The sequence below is a fragment of the Cellulomonas sp. ES6 genome (genome assembly GCF_030053835.1).
Classification (GTDB): Bacteria; Actinomycetota; Actinomycetes; order Actinomycetales; family Cellulomonadaceae; genus Cellulomonas.
In genome coordinates this window covers 3349545-3367406 of record NZ_CP125655.1, presented here as the reverse complement: position 1 = coordinate 3367406, position 17862 = coordinate 3349545, and the positions used below count along the sequence as shown (strand labels likewise).

Below are 17862 nucleotides of genomic sequence, written 5' to 3'. Positions count from 1 at the left end.
CCGGTCCTGGCGGACCCGGCTTCTAGGTGTATCGGCCGGATCGGGCGGGACGTTAGCGCGAACGGGTCACGGATCGGTCACCGGCAGACCGCGAGCACCTCGTGCACGAGCCCCGGGACCGTGCGGACCCGGTAGACCTCCGGCCCGCGCGGCACGGCCGGGGACGCCTCGTCGGGCACCATCGCGAAGACCGGCAGCTCCGGGTGCTGCTCGACGAGCGCCGCCAGCGTGGCGAGGTCCGGCGCGGGCTGCTCGCTCGTGAGCACGACCGCCGACGGCGACGTCATCGCGGTGATCTCCAGCAACCGGTGCCGACCGGTGGGGCCCGCGACGACGCGCGCGTCCACGCCCGCGTCCGCCAGCGCGCCGGCCAGCACGTGCAGCGACAGCGGCCGCGGCTCCCCGGGCGCGGCCATCAGCAGCGCGATGCGCCGGCGCGACGGGTGCGCCGGCACCCGGCCCGAGCGGTCCCGCAGCACCGTGAGGGCCGCGGCCACCACGAGCGCGTCGGGCTCGTCGCCGGGGCGCGCCAGCACCGTGCGGGAGGCGATCCCAGCCCGGGCGGGTGCGACCAGGTCCGACCACCACCGCGTCAGGTCGGCGCCGGCGGGCAGGGCGAGCAGGCGGGCGACCTCGCCGGCGTCCGCGCGCAGCGCCGCGTCGATCACGGCGGTGGGGGTGGCGGGCCGGTCGGCGCGGGGCGGCGGCCGCAGGGCACCGAGCGACGTCACGCCGGCACCTCGGGCGGCGCCCGGACCCTCCGCACCGCCGACGAGGTCGGGCACGGCGGACAGGTGCCGCACCACCGGCTCCTGCGGGGCGCCCTCCCGGGCGAGGCGCGCGGCGTCCGACGGCGGCACCCCGTCCAGCGTCAGGGCCCGCATCCTCATCAGCCGTGCCAGGTCGGCCGCGCTGTAGCGGCGGTGCGCGCCGGCGGTGTGCTCGGACGGGCCCAGGCCGTAGCGGCGGTCCCACGTGCGCAGCGTCGCGGGCGCCACCCCGAGCCGCCCCGCGACGGCGGCCACGGTCAGCGTCGGCGCGGCGTCGCCGGCGTCCGGGGCCGGCGACCCGTCCGAGCCGGTGGTCTCGTCCGGGCCGGTGGTCTCGTCCGGGTCGGCGGTCTCACCCGGGTCGGCGGTCTCACCCGGGTCGGCGGGGTCGACGGGTCCGGCGGGGTCGGCCCGCTCGGTCGCGTCGGTGGCGTGCGGGTCCACCGAAGGTGCCCGCCCCGCCGTGCCGCCGTCGTCGTCGATCTGCATCTCGCCCGTCTCGTCCGCGCCCGTCGTCCTCGCGCCCCGCCGATTCTGCCGGGGATGTGGCGCGGTTTCCACCGGCGACGGCGCGATCGGCGACCGACCCGGCGCCGGACGGTTCGCGTCGAGAACGCGTCAACGCAGGTGAGGCCCGTCACGAATCGCTTCACGCCAGATCGCGACACGGTCTTGAACAACTCCTGGCGCGGTTGTACTGTCTCCAGCAGTGCAGTTCGACGCCGCACCAGGGACGGAGGTCCCAGAGGCGGACGGACCGCCTCACTCGCACGATCAGCCCGGTGGCTCGCGCCGCCGGAGGTATGGAGGAGCACATGGCCGAGATCTCTCGCCTCCCGGGCCCCGTGATGGAGCTCTGGGAGTGGCAGTACGAGGGCGCCTGCCGGGACGCCGACCAGGACCTGTTCTTCCACCCCGAGGGCGAGCGCGGGGCCGCGCGCCGCCGCCGCGCCGAGGCGGCCAAGGCCATCTGCGCGACCTGCCCGGTCATCAACGAGTGCCGCGAGCAGTCGCTCGCGGTCCGCGAGCCGTACGGCGTGTGGGGCGGGCTGTCCGAGGACGAGCGCGCCGCCGTCCTCGCCGCCGGCCGCACCCAGAGCCAGGTGGTCTGACCCCGGCTCCCCCTGACGTGGCGACCGCCGCGGTGCGATACCGCCCGGTCGCCGATCACGACGACGAGGCCCCCATCCGCGTGCGGAGGGGGCCTCGTCGTGCGTGCGGCGCGGTCCGGGCACGACGGGGCCCCGGACGCGGGGCCTACCCGGCGACGACCCCCGGACGCGCCGAGGCCCCCCTCCGCAGCGCGGAGAGGGGCCCCGGACGCCGGCCGGCCGCTCAGGGCCGGCGCGGTGTCACTTCGTGACGATCGCGAGGATGTCGCGGGCGGAGAGGATCAGGTACTCCTCGCCGTCGTACTTCACCTCGGTGCCGCCGTACTTGCTGTAGATGACCTTGTCGCCGACGGCCACGTCGAGCGGGACGCGGTTGCCGTTGTCGTCGACACGGCCCGGGCCGACCGCCAGGACCTCGCCCTCCTGGGGCTTCTCCTTGGCGCTGTCCGGGATGACCAGACCGGAGGCGGTCGTCTGCTCCGCCTCGAGCGTCTTGACGACGATGCGGTCCTCGAGCGGCTTGATGGAGACCGACACAGCGGACCTCCCCTTCGCGTGTGAGTGCTGCCTGATGTCCGTTGCCGCACCGTGCTCACGGCCGGCCGTCGTCGCGGGTGCCGGCGGCCGTGCGGGGCGGTTGGCACTCCCGGTACGAGAGTGCCGATCAGCACTCTAGGAACCCGTTAGCACTCGGTCAAGGCGAGTGCCAACGACGACCCCGGGCGCCGCGTCCGCGTGGGCGCGTCGTGCGAGGATCGCGGCATGGACGCGTCCGGCCTCGCCAAGCTGCTCAGCCCCGAGGGCTGGGCCCTGCTGTCGGCGCTGCCCCCCTACGACGAGCAGCACGCGATGGCGCTGTCGGAGCGGCTGCGGCGCGACGGGTTCCCCGCGGACCTCGTCGCGGCCGCGCTCACGCAGTCCCGGCTGCGCGCGCGGGCGCACGCGAAGCTCGGCGAGTTCGCCGACGGCATGCTGTTCACGCCCGCCGGGCTGGAGCAGGCCACCCGCCTGGTCGTCGCGGCGCAGCACGCCCGCCGGTACCAGGCCGCGGGCGTGCAGCGCGTGGCGGACCTCACGTCCGGGATCGGTGCGGACGCGATGGCGTTCGCCGGCGTCGGCCTGCGGGTGCTGGCCGTGGACGCGGACGAGACGACCGCCGCGCTCGCGACGGTCAACCTGCGCCACTTCCCGGAGGCCGAGGTGCGCCACGGCGACGGGCTGGGCGTCGACCTGGAGGCCGAGGGCGTCGACGGTGTGTACGCCGACCCCGCGCGGCGCACGGCGGGCGGCAGCCGGGTGTTCGACCCCGCGGCGTACGCCCCGCCGCTGGACGCCGTGCTGGCCCTGCGGGCGCGCGTGCCCGCGCTCGGCCTCAAGCTCGGGCCCGGCGTCCCGCACAGCGCGCTGCCGGACGACGCCGAGGCGCAGTGGGTGTCCGTGGACGGCGACGTCGTCGAGCTCGGGCTGTGGTTCGGCCCGCTCGCCCCGGAGGGACCGGGACGGTCCGCGCTCCTGCTCGGGGGCTCCGGCGGGTCCGTGCTGCTGCGCGGCGGCGACGCGACCGCCGACCCGCACCCTCCCGTCGGCCCGGTCGGCGCGTACCTGTACGAGCCCGACGGCGCGGTGATCCGCGCCGGGCTGGTGGCGGAGGTCGTCGCCGGCGTGCAGGGCCGGCTGCTGGACCGCACCATCGCCTACGTGACCTCGGACGCGCTGCACGCCACGCCGTTCGCGACGGCCTACCGCGTGCTGGACGACCTGCCGTTCGGCCTCAAGCGGCTGCGGGCGTACCTGCGCGAGCGGGACGTCGGCGCGCTGACGATCAAGAAGCGCGGCACCGCGGTCGTGCCCGAGCAGCTCCGGCGCCAGCTCGACCTGCGGGGCTCCGTCCCCGCGACGATCGTGCTGACCCGGGTCGCCGGGCAGCAGCAGGTGCTGCTCGTCGAGCCGGTCGGCGCATGACGGCGCCGGCGCGGCTGCCGTTCGCGCGGTCGGAGCGGTCCACCGTCGGCATCGAGTGGGAGCTCGCGCTCGTCGACGCCGACTCCGGCGACCTCCGGCAGGTCGCCAGCACGGTGCTCGACGCGGTGCGGCCCGCGGACGGCGCCGAGCACCCGGCCATCAAGCAGGAGCTGCTGCTCAACACCGTCGAGGTGGTCTCCGGCGTCTGCCGGACGGTCGGCGAGGCGGGCGCCGACCTGCAGCGCGCGATCGACGAGGTCCGCACCGTCACGGACCCGCTGCGCGTCGAGCTCATGAGCGCGGGCACGCACCCGTTCGCCCGCTGGGCGCAGCAGAAGGTCACCGACAAGGAGCGGTACGCCACGCTCATCGACCGCACGCAGTGGTGGGGCCGCCAGATGCTCATCTACGGCGTGCACGTGCACGTCGGCATCGAGGACCGCGCCAAGGTGCTGCCGATCTCCCGGGCGCTGCTGACCTGCTTCGCGCACCTGCAGTCGCTGTCGGCCTCCAGCCCGTTCTGGGGCGGCAAGGACACCGGGTACGCGTCCAACCGGGCCCTGATGTTCCAGCAGCTGCCCACGGCGGGGCTGCCGTTCCAGTTCGAGCAGTGGGAGCAGCTCGAGGCGTACGTCGGCGACATGCTCCACACCGGCGTGATCGACGCGTTCGACGAGGTGCGCTGGGACGTGCGCCCGTCCCCGCGGTTCGGCACGGTCGAGACCCGCATCTGCGACGGCTCCCCCACCCTGCTGGAGGTCACGGCGCTCGCCGCCCTCACGCACTGCCTGGTGGAGCACTTCTCGACGCTGCTCGACAGCGGGCGGACGCTGCCGACGATCCCGCCGTGGTTCGCCCAGGAGAACAAGTGGCGCTCGGCCCGCTACGGCATGGACGCCATCATCATCACCGACGCCGCCGGCGAGGAGGAGCTCGTCACCGACGCGGTCGCGCGGCTGCTGCGCGACCTGGAGCCCGTGGCCGAGCGCCTGGGCTGCGCGGCCGAGCTGGACGCGGTGCGGGTCATCCTCCGCAAGGGCGCGTCGTACCAGCGGCAGCGGGCCGTGGCGCGCCGGAACGCCGGGGAGCTCGACGCGGTGGTCGCGTCGCTGGTGGCCGAGATGCGGGCCGGCCGGCCGCTGTAGCCCGGCCGGGACGCCGGTCTCAGACCGTCACGGTCTCCAGCGGCATCGTCGAGTCCACGCCGATGCCGAAGTCCGAGGCGGGCAGCCCGCGCCGGACCACCGCGGCCCCGAGCGCGGCGATCATCGCGCCGTTGTCGGTGCAGTACCGGATGGGCGGGATGCGCAGCTCGATGCCGGCCTCCGCGCAGCGCTCGGCCGCGAGGTCGCGCAGCTGGGAGTTGGCGGAGAACCCGCCGCCGACGACGAGCGTGTCCACGCCGTGCCGCCGGCACGCCGCGATGGTCTTGGCGGTGAGCACGTCGGCCACCGCGGCCGCGAACGACGCGGAGACGTCCTCCAGCGGGATCTCCTCGCCGGCGTCCTGCCGCGCCTCGACCCAGCGGGCCACGGCCGTCTTGAGCCCGGAGAACGAGAAGTCGTACGCGTGCTTCTCCTGGTCCTTCGCGGCCGTCAGCCCGCGCGGGAACCGGATCGCCGTCGGGTCGCCCTCGCGCGCCAGGCGGTCGATGTGGGGGCCGCCGGGGTACGGCAGGCCGAGCAGGCGGCCCACCTTGTCGAACGCCTCGCCCGCGGCGTCGTCGAGCGTGGAGCCCAGCTCGTGCACGCCGGTGACGACGTCGTCGACCAGCAGCAGGCTGGAGTGCCCGCCGGAGACGACGAGCGCCATGACCCGGTCGGGGAACAGGCCGTGCACGAGCTCGTCGACGGCGGCGTGGCCGATGACGTGGTTGACGCCGTACAGCGGCTTGCCGAGGCCGTAGGCGAGCGCCTTGGCGGCGGCGGTGCCGACGGTCAGCGACCCGACGAGCCCCGGGCCGGCGGTCACGGCGACCGCGTCGACGTCCGCGAGCGTCACGCCCGCCTCGTGGAGCGCGCGCTCGACGGTCGGCACCATCGCCTCGAGGTGGGCGCGGGAGGCGATCTCGGGGATGATCCCGCCGAATCGCGCGTGCTCGTCCATCGAGGACGCGACGGCGTCGACCAGCAGCTCGCTGCGGTCGGGGTGGGCGCGGACCAGGGCGACCCCGGTCTCGTCGCAGGACGTCTCGATCCCCAGGACGAGCGGCGCTTCGGGCATGGGGACCATCCTAGGTCGGGCTGCGGGAGCGTTCCGCGGGCGCCGTGTGACACGGTTCACTCAGGCAACCGGAATGCCCCGGATTGGTTGCGGATTCAACCAGTCATGAGCATCGACACCGCCCCGAGCGAGCTCCGCGTCCCCGCCGAGATCGCCGACCTCGTGTTCCGGTCCGCCCGCACCGTCAACAGCTTCGCCGACGGCGAGGTCACCGACGAGCAGGTCCGCGCCGTGTGGGACGTCGTCCGCTGGGGCCCCACCGCGATGAACACCCTGCCGCTGCGGCTGCTCCTCGTGCGCACCCCGGAGGCCCGCGAGCGCCTCGTGACGCACATGGCCGACGGCAACAAGGCCAAGACCCAGCTCGCGCCGCTCAGCATCGTCGTGGCCGCCGACCTCGACTTCCACGAGCACCTGCCCCGGCTCGCGCCGCACATGGCCGGCGCGCGCGACAACCTCGCCGGGGCCGAGGCGGTCCGCGAGCGCATGTCCCGTGACAACGCGTTCCTGCAGGCCGGCTACCTCATCGTCGGCCTGCGCGCGGCCGGGCTGCACGTCGGCCCGATGACCGGCTTCGACGCCGCCGGGCTCGACGCCGACCTGTTCGCCGGCACGTCGTGGCGCTCGATCATCGTCATGAACGTCGGCACCGAGCCCGCCGACCGCGAGGGCCTCGGCGTGCCCGCGTCGCACCCCCGCCAGACGCGCCTCGACTTCGAGGACGTCGCCCGTACCGTCTGAGCCGTCCCGCACCGTCACGGGCGGGCAGCCGCGTCACAGCGACGCCGGCTGCCCGCCCGCGTCATCCCTGCCCGCGTCGTCCCCGCCGGCCGGCGCGGCGCCCGCCAGGCGCAGCCGCATCGTCCAGGCGTCCACGTTCTCCGGCTGGTAGTAGCCGCGGCGCCGGCCGAACCGCTCGAACCCCGCGCGCTCGTACAGCCGCAGCGCCGGCTCGTTGTCGACCCGCACTTCCAGCAGGACGTCCCCGGCGCGCAGCTCGCGCGCGCGGCCCAGCAGGGCGTCCAGCAGGGCGCGCCCCACGCCGCGGCCCTGCGCGTCCGGCCGGGTGCCGATGGTCATGACCTGGGCGTCCCAGCCGTCGAACCACAGGCCCGCGTACCCGACGAGTCGACCCGCGGCGTCCTCGGCCCCCACGTACCAGCGCCCCGCCCCGTCCAGCTCCTCCGCGAGCGACGCCCGCGACCACGCGCCCGCGCCGAACAGCGCGTGCTCCATCGCCTCCAGGTCGTCCAGGTCGGCGGGCACCAGCGGCCGCAGCCGCACGGTCACGACCCCAGCACCCGCTTGCCCGGGGCCGGCGGCACCGCGTCCGGCCGGCGCAGGTACAGCGGCTCCGTCGGCAGGACGGTGCCCTCGCCCGCGACCGCGAGCCGCGCCAGGGCGACGCGCGCGAGGTCGGCCGGGTCGACGTCGGCCGGCGTCCCCGGCGTGGCCGGCAGCAGCTCCGGGTACAGCGCGGTGCCGGCGCCCGCCACCACGAGCCCCTCGACCTCCCGGGCCGCGACGTCCGCGGGCGCGTCCACCCCCGGGCCGTCGACCACCTCGACGGTCGCGTCCGTGCCCGCGCCCACGACCGCCCGGTAGCGCGCCCAGTACACCTCGCGGCGCCGCGCGTCGGTGACCACGAGCACCTCCCCCGCCGGCTGCAGCGCGCGGACCGTCGCGAGCGCCAGGGCGTCGAGGGAGGACACGCCGTGCACCGGGACCCCCAGCGCCAGTCCCAGCGTCCGGGCCGTGACGAGCCCGACGCGCAGCCCCGTGAAGGGAGCCGGCCCGGTCCCGGCGACGACCGCCGTGAGCTCCGTGCGCGCCACGCCGGCCTCCGCCAGCACCGCGTCGAGCAGCGGGGTGAGGGCCTCGGCGTGCCGGCGCGTCTCCCCGGACGAACGGGTGGCGAGGGTGCGGCCCGCGTCGTCGACGACGGCGGCGGACGCAGCGGCGGAGGTGTCGAGCGCGAGGACGGGCACCGGTGGGGTTCCTTCCGGGTGGGGTCCGGGCGGGACGGCCCGGGGCGTGGTCGGGGGTTCGGGGTCGGACGGGCGTCCGGGTGGCGCCGGCCGTCAGCCGGGCAGCGGCACGCCGTGCCAGCGGTCGCCATGTGCGCGGACCGTGACGGTCCGGACCCCGGCGGCGGCGTCCTCGGCGTCCGCCACCGCACCGCGGGGGCGCCGCAGCGCGACCTCGAGCCGGTCGGCGGCCAGCGACTCCACGAGGCCCGCCCCCCACTCCACGACGGTCACGGACTCGTCCAGGGAGGCGTCCAGGTCGAGCGCGTCGACCTCGTCGAGCGATCCGAGCCGGTACGCGTCGACGTGCACCAGGGCCGGGCCGGTCGTGCCGTCGTCGCGCGGCAGCGGCGGGTGCACCCGGGCGATGACGAACGTCGGCGACGCGACCGCGCCCCGCACGTGCAGCCCCTGCCCGATCCCCTGCGTGAGGGTCGTCTTGCCGGCGCCGAGGTCGCCGGTCAGCACCACCAGGTCGCCCGGCCGCAGCAGCCCCGCGAGCGCCGCGCCGTACGCGCGCGTCGCGTCCGCGTCCGCCAGCTCCACCGCGACCTCGGCCACCGTCGTCGTCCCGTCCTGCCCGCTCACCGTTCTCCTCCCGTGCCGCCCGGCGCCTCGGGGTCCACGTGCACGCGCGGGACGCGGGCGCCGAGCCGCGTCACGATCTCGTAGGAGATGGTGCCGCACGCCTCCGCCCAGTCCTGCGCGGTGGGGCCGCCGTCGGCGCCCGTGCCGAACAGCTCGACCACGTCGCCCGCGGACTCGGTGGCGTCGGGTCCCAGGTCCACCACGACCTGGTCCATGCAGACCCGGCCGGCGATCGCGAGCCGCCGCCCGTGCACGCCCAGCGGGGCCCCGGGCGCGCCGTCGACGCCGGAGGCGTGCCGCGGCACGCCGTCCGCATACCCGAGCGGCACCACGCCGAGCGTCGTCTCGCGGTCCGTGACGTAGTGGTGGCTGTAGGAGACGCCGTGGCCGGCGGGGACCCGCTTCACGGTCGCCAGCTCGGCCTCGACGGTCATCGCCGGGCGCAGCCCGAACCGCTCCGGGCCGCCGAGCTGCGGCACGGGGGTGAGCCCGTACAGCGCGATGCCGGGCCGCACCAGGTCCAGGTGCAGCTCGGGGTCGGTGAGCGTGGACGCCGACGCCGCGATGTGGCGGACCTCGAGCCGCGCGCCGCGCGCCTCCGCGTCGTCCGCCGCCGCCCGCAGCGCCGCCGCCTGCCGGTGCAGCGTCGGGTGCCCCGGCTCGTCGGCGAACGCGAGGTGCGACCACAGGCCGACCACCCGCAGCACGCCCTCGGCCTCCAGCCGCAGGGCCGCGTCGAGCACCTCGGGCAGGTCCGCCGGGGTCAGACCGTTGCGGCCCAGGCCCGTGTCGACCTTGAGGTGCACGCGCGCCGTCCGGCCCGTGACGCGCGCCGACGCGGCGACCTCCTGGAGCGCCCACGGGGCGGCGACCGACAGGTCCACGTCCGCGGCGACGGCCTCGGTCAGCGGCGCGCCGGGGGCGTACAACCAGGTGAGCACGCGGGCGGTGATCCCCGCCTCCCGCAGGGCGAGGGCCTCGCCGAGCTGCGCCACCCCGAGCCACGTCGCGCCGCCCTGCACCGCGGCGCGCGCGACCGGCACCAGGCCGTGGCCGTACGCGTCCGCCTTGACGACCGCCATCACCTGGGCCGTCGGCGCGAGGTCCCCGAGGGTGCGGGCGTTGTCGCGGATCGCCGAGAGGTCGACCACGGCGCGGGCGGGGAACAGGCTCACCGCCCCAGTCTCCCACCGGCGGGCGCACGGGCCGACGTGAGCCGGCGCGAGCCGGTCCGATCCGGCGCGGGCGGGCGCACCGACAGGGCCCTCCCGGCGCGACGCGCCCGGCCCTCAGTCGACCGTCACCACCACGTCCGCGCGGTCGCGGGTGCCGGCGACGAGGTCGGCGTTGCGCTGGTCCGGGCCGTGGGTCCAGGCGTACGCGGCCTCCGGGGCCTTGCCGAACAGCCGGTGACGCGCCACCAGCCGCTCCGCCCGCACGGACTCCGGCAGCTCGGCGTACCAGCACTCGTCGAGCAGGCCCCGCACCGGGCCGAACCCGTGGTCGTCCAGCAGCAGGTAGTTGCCCTCCGTGATGACGAGCGGCACGTCGGCCGGGACGGCGATCGCCCCGGCGATCCCGTTGCGCAGGTCGCGCCGGTACTCGGGCGCGTACACCGTCTCGCCGGGTACGGCCGCGCGCAGCCGCCGGAGCAGCGCGACGTACCCGGCCGCGTCGAACGTGTCCGGGGCGCCCTTGCGGTCCTGCCGCCCGAGCCGCTCCAGCTCGGTCTGCGCCAGGTGGAACCCGTCCATCGGGGCGACGACGCACGAGCCCGCGAACGCGGCGAGGATCTGGGCCGACAGCGTCGACTTGCCGGCCCCGGGCGGCCCCGCGATCCCGAGCAGCCGGCGCGCCGGCCGGTCCGTGCCCGGCTCCGGGGTGAGCAGCGCGGCGACCCGGCGGTGCAGGTCGTCCCGCAGCGGCGGGAGCACGGGGTCCGCCCCGGCGGCGCGGGCGGTGCCGTTCGAGCCGGTGGTGCCGGTGGTGCCGGTCGGGTCGACGTCGGTGTCCTCAGCCACGGAGCAACCCTGCCACGACGGCGGGCACGGCGTGCGCGACGTCCAGCGCCGCGACGGGGCCGCCGGGGACCGCGGCGGACGCGGCGTGCCCGTGCACGAGCGCGGCGGCCGCCGCGAGCGCGGCCGCGAGCGGGGGGTCGGCGAGCACGTCGCCCGCCCGGCCCGCGAGCAGCGCGGCGAGCAGCCCCGCCAGCACGTCGCCCGACCCGGCGGTCGCGAGCCACCCCGGCGCGTCCGCCTGCGCGAACACCGCCCCGCCCGCACCGGCGACCACCGTGGTGCTGCCCTTCAGCAGGACCGTCGCCCCGGTGCGCTCGTGGGCGCGGCGGGCCCACCGCAGCGGCTCCGCCGTCACCGCCGCGCGGTCCACGTCCTCGCCGAGGCGGGTGAGCAGGGCCGCCAGCTCCCCGGCGTGCGGGGTGAGGACGCACCACGGGGCGAGCGTCTCGGGCGCCAGGGCCAGGGCCCCCGCGTCGAGCACCGCCGGCTGCCCCTCGGTCAGCGCGCGCTCGAGCGCGTCCCCGACCCGGCGGGCCTGCTTCGCGTGCGCGGGGTCGACCCCGGGGCCGAGCAGCCAGGCCTGCACCCGGCCCTCGCCGGCGACGACCTCGGGGCGCGCCGCCAGGACCGCGCGCCGCACCGCCGCCGGCCCGACGTACCGGACCATCCCGACTCCCGCCCGCACAGCGGCGGACACGCAGAGCACCGCCGCCCCGGGGTACGTGGGCGTGCCCGCCACCACGCCCAGCACGCCGCGGCTGTACTTGTGGTCGCCCGGGCCGGGCACCGGCCACAGCGCGGCGACGTCGGCCGGCCCCAGCCGCGCGACGGCCGGGGCGCCCGGCAGCGGCAGCCCCAGGTCCACGACGGCGAGCCGCCCCGCCAGCCGTGACGCCGGGGGCAGCAGCAGCCCGGGCTTCGCCGTCCCGAACGTCACCGTCAGCCCCGCGGGGAGCACGGGGCCGTCCGGCAGCGAGCCGTCGTCCACCCCGATCCCGCTCGGCACGTCGACGGCGACGACCAGCGGCCCGGGTGCGTCCGGGGACCCCTCGTCGGCGAGCAGCTCCGCGAGCAGGGCGGTGAGCAGGCCGGCGACGCCTCGCGGGGCGCCCCGGCCGCCGATGCCGAGCAGCCCGTCGAGGACGACGTCCGCGGCGTACGCCTCGGCGACCGCGTCACCGAGCCAGACGACCGGCAGGTCCGGCCCGTCCCCCGCCCCCGGGCGTCCGTCCCCCGCGTCCCTCGCGTCCCCGACGCGCACCGCACGCCCGCCGGCCCGCCGCAGCGCCGCCAGCCCCTCCGCGTGCGGCGTCCCCGTCGTGCACAGCGCCACCACCCGCACGCCCCGCCGGGCGAGGACCGCACCCGCGTGCAGCGCGTCGCCCCCGTTGTTCCCGGAGCCGACCAGCGTCACCACGGTGGCCCCGCGGACCGCGCCCCGGCGGGACACCAGCTCCGCCAGGACCCGCGTCGCGAGCCCGCCCGCCGCCTGCTGCATGAGCGGCACGCCACGCGCGAGCAGCGGCTCCTCCGCCGCACGCACCTGGGCCGCCGGGTACCCGATGATCATGCGTCCATCCTGGCCGACCTCGTCGCGCGGCGCTCAGGCTCCGGCGGCGATAGGTTCGGCCCCATGCGCTTCGGACTCTTCATCCCCCAGGGCTGGCGGCAGGACCTCACCGGCATCGAGCCGGCCGAGCACTGGTCCGTCATGAACGGGCTCGCCCGGCACGCCGACGACGGCGACACGTTCGACTCCATCTGGGTCTACGACCACTTCCACGCCGTCCCCGAGCCCAACGGCGAGGCGACGCACGAGGCCTGGAGCCTCATGAACGCGTACGCCGCCACGACGAGCCGCGTGAAGCTCGGGCAGATGTGCACCTGCATGGCGTACCGGAACCCCGCCTACCTCGCGAAGGTCGCGACCACGGCGGACGTCATCTCCGGCGGCCGCGTCCAGATGGGCATCGGCGCCGGCTGGTACGAGCACGAGTGGCGCGCCTACGGCTACGGCTTCCCGCGCGCCGGCGAGCGGATCGCGATGCTGGACGAGGGCGTCCAGATCATGAAGCAGCTCTGGACCAACGGGGTCGCGACCCTCGACGGCGCGCACTACCAGGTCGACGGCGCGCAGCTCTCCCCGCTGCCGCTCCAGGTCGACGGCCCGCCGCTGTGGATCGCCGGCGGCGGCGAGCGCAAGACGCTGCGGATCGCGGCCGAGCACGCGCAGTACACGAACTTCGACGGCACGCCCGCCGGATTCGCCCACAAGTCGCAGGTCCTGCAGGAGCACTGCGCGGCGATCGGCCGCAACTACGACGAGATCACGCGCTCGGCCAACTACAACGTCGTGATCGGCGCGACCGAGGCCGAGGTGGACGACCGCATCGCGTGGGTCGAGGAGCACTACGCACGCACCGTGCCGGACAAGGCGCCGGGCGTCGCCGAGGAGTTCCGCAACGGCCCGCTGGTCGGCACGCCGGAGCAGATCGTCGAGAAGCTGCGCGAGCTCGAGGCCCTCGGCATGACGTACGCCATCACGTACTTCGCCGAGGCGGCGTACGACCGCTCGGGCATCGAGCTGTTCGAGCGCGAGGTCGTCCCGGCCCTGCGCTGACCGCGCGCCCGCTCACCGCCTCACCCGCTCACCCGCTCACCCGCTCACCCGCTCACCGAGAGTCCAGGACACGCCCGGGATCCGTCGAGATCGCCGGCGTGTCCTGGACTCTCGGTCGTGCCGGGACGCGGACGGGGCGCTGCGGTCGCGGGAGGTCGTCCACAGGGTGGGGCAGGCGATGTGCGTGGTCGAGCTGCCGTGCGAGAGGGTCCGGCGCATGGTCCGGTCCGCGCCCGCTCTCCCCGACGACCTCGCCGGGCGGTCCTTCACGGTCGCGGAGGGTCGCGCCGCAGGGCTGTCGTCCCGGGACCTGCGCGACCCGGCGCTACGACGACCGGCGCGCGGCCTGCGCGCCACCGGTCCCTCCCCTGCGGACCTGCTCGCCCGCTGCCGGGAGCTCCTGCCCGTGCTGCCGCCCCAGGCCGTCTTCAGCCACACGACGGCCCTCGACCTGCTCGGCGTCGACCGCCCGCGCGGTCTGCGGCGACCGGACGACGTGCACGTCGAGGTCGGGTCCGGCGCCCGTCCGCCGCGTCGCCGGGGCGTCGTGGGCCACCGCCGGTCGGGACCGCGAGCGCCGGTCGTGCTCGTCGGGGGCATCCCCGCCGTCACCGCGCCGCGGCTCTGGGTCCAGCTCGCCGGGGAGCTGGACGTGGACGAGCTCGTCGTCGCCGGAGACGCACTGCTCCGTCGCCGGGACGCCCGCGTCGGGCTGCCCGAGCTGACGAGGGCCGTCGAGGGGCTGGACGCCGGTGCGCGCGGACTGCGACGGCTACGGCGCGCGCTGCCGCTGCTCCGCGCCGGGACCGACTCGTGCCAGGAGACCCGGCTCCGACTGACGCTGGTGCGCGACGGGCTGCCCTGCCCCGAGGTGAACCGGCCGGTGCTCGACGCGGACGGGCGCTTCGTGGCGCTGCCCGACCTCAGCTACCCGGCCCGCCGCCTCGCCGTCGAGTACGACGGCGACGTGCACCGCACCGACGCCCGGACGTGGCGTCGCGACGTCGCGCGCCGGCAGGCCCTCGAGCACGAGGGTTGGCGTGTCATCACGTGCACCGCCGACGACGTCCGTGCGCCGGCCCGCGCCCTCGCCTGGATCCGCGCCGCGCTCGGCCCGCACCGCGCCGGCGACCCCTGGCCGCCCCACGCCCGCTGACGCGCCCGCCCCTCGGTCCGACGCCCCCTCGCCGGTTCCCGTGCCCGACCTGCCGACCCACCGGCTCCCGTGCCCGACCTGCCGACCCACCGGCCCCGTGCCCGCCCCACCGACCCGCCGACCCCCGTGCCCGACCTGCCGACCCGCCGGCTCCCGTTCCGGCCCCACCGATCCGCCGGCTCCCGTTCCGGCCCCACCGATCCGCCGGCTCCCGTGCCGGCCCTCTCGACCCCGCGTGCCCGCGCAGCCCCATGTACCCAACCCGCCATCCACGAAACCGACCTTCCCGCCCACCTACACGACCCGCCTGCCCCCGTACCCGAGCCCTCCGTCCCGCTCGCTTCCCACACCGAGACACCAGGACACGCCGACGCAGCCGCACGAAGCCCGGGCGCGTCCTGGTCTCTCGGCACGGAGGCAGCGAGCCGCGCACAGCGCGAGCACACGCACACGCAGCACACGCACAGCGCGCGGGCACGCACAGCACTCACGCGCGATGCGCAGCGTCGAGAGGCCAGGACACGCCGACGCAGCCGCACGAAACCCGGGCGCGTCCTGGAGTCTCGGCGCGGAGGCAGCGAGCCGCGCACAGCGCGAGCGCACGGTCAGCGCAGACGCACACGCACACGCAGAACACGCGCACACGCGCAGCGCGCGGGCACGCACAGCGCACGCGCGCGCTGCGCGGCGTCGAGAGGCCAGGACATGCCGACGCGACAGCGCGAACTCGGGCGTGTCCTGGCCTCTCGGCGGCGCGCGCAGGGCGCGGGCCGGGTCAGGCGGACTCGGCGACCACCATCGCGGAGGCGATGCCCGCGTCGTGGGAGATCGACAGGTGGAACCGCGCGACGCCGAGCTCGGCCGCCCGCGCCGCGACCGTGCCGACCACCTCGACCTCCGGCGGCCCGCCGGGGACGCGGCGCACGGTCGCGTCCTGCCACGACATGCCGCCCGGCGCTCCGAGGGCCTTCGCGATGGCCTCCTTGGCCGCGAACCGCGCGGCCAGCGACGAGGGGGCGAGGTCGCGCTCCTCCGCCGTGAACAGCCGCTCCCGCAGCGCGGGCACCCGCTCGACCGTCGCCATGAAGCGCGCGACGTCGACGACGTCGATGCCGACCCCGACGATCACGGGCGGTCCTGCTCCTCGACGAGGGGACGCCAGCGGCCCCACTTCTCCTCCAGGGCGGCGTCCAGGTCGACCTCGAGCCGGGTGGCGAGCAGCAGCACGTGCGCGAGGACGTCGGCGAGCTCGGCCCGCACCGCGGCCTCGCCCTCCGCGACGGGCCGCCGGGACCGGCCGGTCGCCGCGAGGTACGCCTGCGTGAGCTCGCCGACCTCCTCGCCGAGCTTGAGCAGCAGCCAGTCGTCGGTCCGCTGGATGCCGTGCAGGCGCGCGTAGGCGCGGGAGACCGCCTCGACGTCGGCCTGCGCGGCCCGCAGCTCCACTACTCGACCGTGACGGACTTCGCGAGGTTGCGGGGCTGGTCGACGTCGAGGCCGCGGGCGGTCGCGAGCTCGCACGCGAACACCTGCAGCGGCACCACGGACAGCAGCGGCGCGAGCAGCGTCGGGCTCTGCGGCACGAAGAACACCTCGTCCGCGTACGCCTTCACCGCGTCGTCGCCGTCCTCCGCGATGACCAGCGTGCGGGCGCCGCGGGCCCGGATCTCCTGGATGTTCGACACGACCTTCGAGTGCAGCGAGTCGCGGCCGCGCGGCGAGGGCACGATGACGAACACCGGCTGGCCGGGCTCGATGAGCGCGATCGGGCCGTGCTTGAGCTCGCCGGCCGCGAAGCCCTCCGCGTGGATGTACGCGAGCTCCTTGAGCTTGAGGGCGCCCTCGAGCGCCACCGGGTAGCCGACGTGCCGGCCGAGGAACAGCACGGAGGAGGTGTCGGCCATCCAGCGGGCGATCTCCCGGACGCGGCCGGCGCGGTCCAGGACCTCCTGGATCTTGGCGGGCATGGCGCGCAGGTCCTCGAGGATCTCGCCGATCTCGTCCGCGAACTTGTTGCCCCGCAGCTGCGCGAGGTACAGGCCCAGCAGGTACGCGGCGGTGATCTGCGCGAGGAACGCCTTGGTCGACGCCACCGCGACCTCGGGGCCGGCGTGCGTGTAGAGCGCCGCGTCGGACTCGCGCGGGATGGTCGACCCGTGGGTGTTGCAGATCGCCAGCACCTTGGCGCCCTGCTCCCGGGCGTGCCGGATGGCCATGAGGGTGTCCATGGTCTCGCCGGACTGGGAGATCGCGACGACCAGCGTGCGCGCGTTGACGATGGGGTCGCGGTAGCGGAACTCGTGCGCGAGCTCGACCTCGACGGGCACGCGGCACCAGTGCTCGATCGCGTACTTGGCGACGTGGCCGGCGTAGGCGGCGGTGCCGCACGCGATGACGATGATCTTGTCGACCGACCGCAGCACGGACTCGTCGATCTTCATGTCGTCGAGGACCAGGCGCCCCCGGGTGTCGGTGCGCCCGAGCAGCGTGTCGTGCACGGCCTGCGGCTGGTCCGCGATCTCCTTCTCCATGAAGGAGCGGAACCCGCCCTTCTCGGCGGCGGCGGCGTCCCAGTCGACGACGTACTCGCGGCCCTCGGCGGCGTTGCCGTCGAAGTCCGTCACGGTCACGCTGCGCGGCGTGATGACGACGACCTGGTCCTGCGCGAGCTCGAGGGCCCGGCGGGTCTGCGCGATGAACGCGGCGACGTCGGAGCCGAGGTAGTTGGCGCCCTCGCCGAGCCCGACGACCAGCGGGGAGTCGTGCCGGGCGCCGACGACGGTGTCCGGGTGGTCGGCGTGCACGGCGAGCAGGGTGAACGTGCCGTGCAGCCGGCGCACGACCAGCCGCATCGCGTCGCCGAGGTCCTTGGTCTCGTCGTACGCGCGGGACAGCAGGTGCGCGACCACCTCGGTGTCGGTCTCGGAGAGCAGCTCGGCGCCGTCCGCCAGCAGCTCATCCTTGAGCAGGGCGTAGTTCTCGACGATCCCGTTGTGGATCAGGGCGATGCGGCCGGCGACGTGGGGGTGCGCGTTGACGTCGGTCGGGCCGCCGTGGGTCGCCCACCGGGTGTGGCCGATCGCGGCCGAGGCGGCGGGCAGCGGCTGCTCCTCGAGGAGCGCGACGAGGTTGCCCAGCTTGCCGGCCTTCTTGGCGGTCGCGAGGGTGCCGTCCCCCGGGACGAGCGCGACGCCCGCGGAGTCGTACCCGCGGTACTCCAGCCGGCGCAGACCCTCCAGCACGACCTCGAGCGGCTGCCCGTCCGGCCGATGGTCACCGACGTACCCGACGATTCCACACATGGCGGCGAGTCTAGCCGGGGCGGCCCCTCGCACCGGCCGCCGCGGGAGGGACGACGGCGGGACACCGCGCCGACGGGCGCA

The 17862-nt window shown here is 76.3% G+C and carries 18 protein-coding genes; 6 read left to right on the top strand and 12 right to left on the bottom strand.

From position 1 onward, the window contains the following. Positions 1-77: 77 nt before the first annotated feature. Positions 78-1259: a MerR family transcriptional regulator gene (locus P9841_RS15735; RefSeq protein WP_283319536.1), complete on the bottom strand. Its 1182-nt coding sequence runs from the start codon at positions 1257-1259 to the stop codon at positions 78-80. 326 nt (positions 1260-1585) lie between these two features. Between P9841_RS15735 and P9841_RS15730 the strand changes: the two genes are divergently transcribed. Further along, the gene (locus P9841_RS15730; protein WP_283319535.1) at positions 1586-1882 is read left to right on the top strand and encodes a WhiB family transcriptional regulator; all 297 of its coding nucleotides are present in this window, start codon (positions 1586-1588) and stop codon (positions 1880-1882) included. A 240-nt stretch (positions 1883-2122) separates the two neighbouring features. On the opposite strand, the gene groES is transcribed toward P9841_RS15730, so the two are convergent. Beyond that, positions 2123-2419, bottom strand: a complete 297-nt coding sequence (gene groES, locus P9841_RS15725; RefSeq protein WP_222170211.1) for a co-chaperone GroES — start codon at positions 2417-2419, stop codon at positions 2123-2125. Positions 2420-2644: 225 nt separating this feature from the next. Between groES and P9841_RS15720 the strand changes: the two genes are divergently transcribed. After that, positions 2645-3844 carry a class I SAM-dependent methyltransferase gene (locus P9841_RS15720; protein ID WP_283319534.1) on the top strand — a complete coding sequence of 400 codons (1200 nt, stop codon included), beginning with the start codon at positions 2645-2647 and terminating at the stop codon, positions 3842-3844. Continuing rightward, a complete protein-coding gene (locus tag P9841_RS15715) occupies positions 3841-4989 on the top strand; it encodes a glutamate--cysteine ligase (RefSeq protein WP_283319533.1) in 1149 nt (382 codons plus the stop codon). Before P9841_RS15720 ends, P9841_RS15715 begins: the two co-directional genes overlap by 4 nt. Positions 4990-5008: 19 nt before the next feature. Here the strand turns inward: P9841_RS15715 and tsaD are convergent, their stop codons facing one another. After that, positions 5009-6067, bottom strand: coding sequence for a tRNA (adenosine(37)-N6)-threonylcarbamoyltransferase complex transferase subunit TsaD (gene tsaD / locus P9841_RS15710; protein ID WP_283319532.1), 1059 nt, complete (start codon positions 6065-6067; stop codon positions 5009-5011). Positions 6068-6172: 105 nt separating this feature from the next. Here tsaD and P9841_RS15705 point away from each other — a divergent pair, with 105 nt between their 5' ends. Continuing rightward, complete coding sequence (locus P9841_RS15705; RefSeq protein ID WP_283319531.1) at positions 6173-6808, top strand: malonic semialdehyde reductase; 636 nt, start codon at positions 6173-6175, stop codon at positions 6806-6808. 33 nt (positions 6809-6841) lie between these two features. Here the strand turns inward: P9841_RS15705 and rimI are convergent, their stop codons facing one another. The 6 genes from rimI to P9841_RS15675 form a co-directional block, all read right to left on the bottom strand. Next, complete coding sequence (gene rimI, locus P9841_RS15700; RefSeq protein WP_283319530.1) at positions 6842-7357, bottom strand: ribosomal protein S18-alanine N-acetyltransferase; 516 nt, start codon at positions 7355-7357, stop codon at positions 6842-6844. After that, positions 7354-8055: a tRNA (adenosine(37)-N6)-threonylcarbamoyltransferase complex dimerization subunit type 1 TsaB gene (tsaB, locus tag P9841_RS15695; protein WP_283319529.1), complete on the bottom strand. Its 702-nt coding sequence runs from the start codon at positions 8053-8055 to the stop codon at positions 7354-7356. The genes rimI and tsaB overlap by 4 nt, the downstream gene beginning before the upstream one ends. Before the next feature lie 93 nt (positions 8056-8148). Further along, positions 8149-8682, bottom strand: a complete 534-nt coding sequence (gene tsaE / locus P9841_RS15690) for a tRNA (adenosine(37)-N6)-threonylcarbamoyltransferase complex ATPase subunit type 1 TsaE (protein WP_283319528.1) — start codon at positions 8680-8682, stop codon at positions 8149-8151. Further along, the gene (alr, locus tag P9841_RS15685) at positions 8679-9857 is read right to left on the bottom strand and encodes an alanine racemase (protein ID WP_283319527.1); all 1179 of its coding nucleotides are present in this window, start codon (positions 9855-9857) and stop codon (positions 8679-8681) included. The genes tsaE and alr overlap by 4 nt, the downstream gene beginning before the upstream one ends. 114 nt (positions 9858-9971) lie before the next feature. After that, positions 9972-10604: a nucleoside/nucleotide kinase family protein gene (locus P9841_RS15680; RefSeq protein WP_459349150.1), complete on the bottom strand. Its 633-nt coding sequence runs from the start codon at positions 10602-10604 to the stop codon at positions 9972-9974. Positions 10605-10695: 91 nt separating this feature from the next. Beyond that, positions 10696-12273 carry a bifunctional ADP-dependent NAD(P)H-hydrate dehydratase/NAD(P)H-hydrate epimerase gene (locus P9841_RS15675; RefSeq protein ID WP_283319526.1) on the bottom strand — a complete coding sequence of 526 codons (1578 nt, stop codon included), beginning with the start codon at positions 12271-12273 and terminating at the stop codon, positions 10696-10698. 63 nt (positions 12274-12336) lie between these two features. On the opposite strand from P9841_RS15675, the gene P9841_RS15670 reads away from it, so the two are divergent. Beyond that, the gene (locus tag P9841_RS15670) at positions 12337-13323 is read left to right on the top strand and encodes an LLM class F420-dependent oxidoreductase (protein WP_283319525.1); all 987 of its coding nucleotides are present in this window, start codon (positions 12337-12339) and stop codon (positions 13321-13323) included. A 217-nt stretch (positions 13324-13540) separates the two neighbouring features. Then, the gene (locus P9841_RS15665) at positions 13541-14479 is read left to right on the top strand and encodes a putative endonuclease domain-containing protein (protein ID WP_283319524.1); all 939 of its coding nucleotides are present in this window, start codon (positions 13541-13543) and stop codon (positions 14477-14479) included. 775 nt (positions 14480-15254) lie between these two features. On the opposite strand, the gene P9841_RS15660 is transcribed toward P9841_RS15665, so the two are convergent. The 3 genes from P9841_RS15660 to glmS are packed head-to-tail and all read right to left on the bottom strand — an operon-like array spanning position 15255 to position 17781. After that, a complete protein-coding gene (locus P9841_RS15660) occupies positions 15255-15608 on the bottom strand; it encodes a holo-ACP synthase (RefSeq protein ID WP_222170221.1) in 354 nt (117 codons plus the stop codon). Continuing rightward, positions 15605-15925 carry a MazG nucleotide pyrophosphohydrolase domain-containing protein gene (locus P9841_RS15655; RefSeq protein WP_283319523.1) on the bottom strand — a complete coding sequence of 107 codons (321 nt, stop codon included), beginning with the start codon at positions 15923-15925 and terminating at the stop codon, positions 15605-15607. Before P9841_RS15655 ends, P9841_RS15660 begins: the two co-directional genes overlap by 4 nt. Further along, positions 15925-17781: a glutamine--fructose-6-phosphate transaminase (isomerizing) gene (gene glmS, locus P9841_RS15650; RefSeq protein WP_283319522.1), complete on the bottom strand. Its 1857-nt coding sequence runs from the start codon at positions 17779-17781 to the stop codon at positions 15925-15927. Before glmS ends, P9841_RS15655 begins: the two co-directional genes overlap by 1 nt. Positions 17782-17862: the final 81 nt, after the last annotated feature.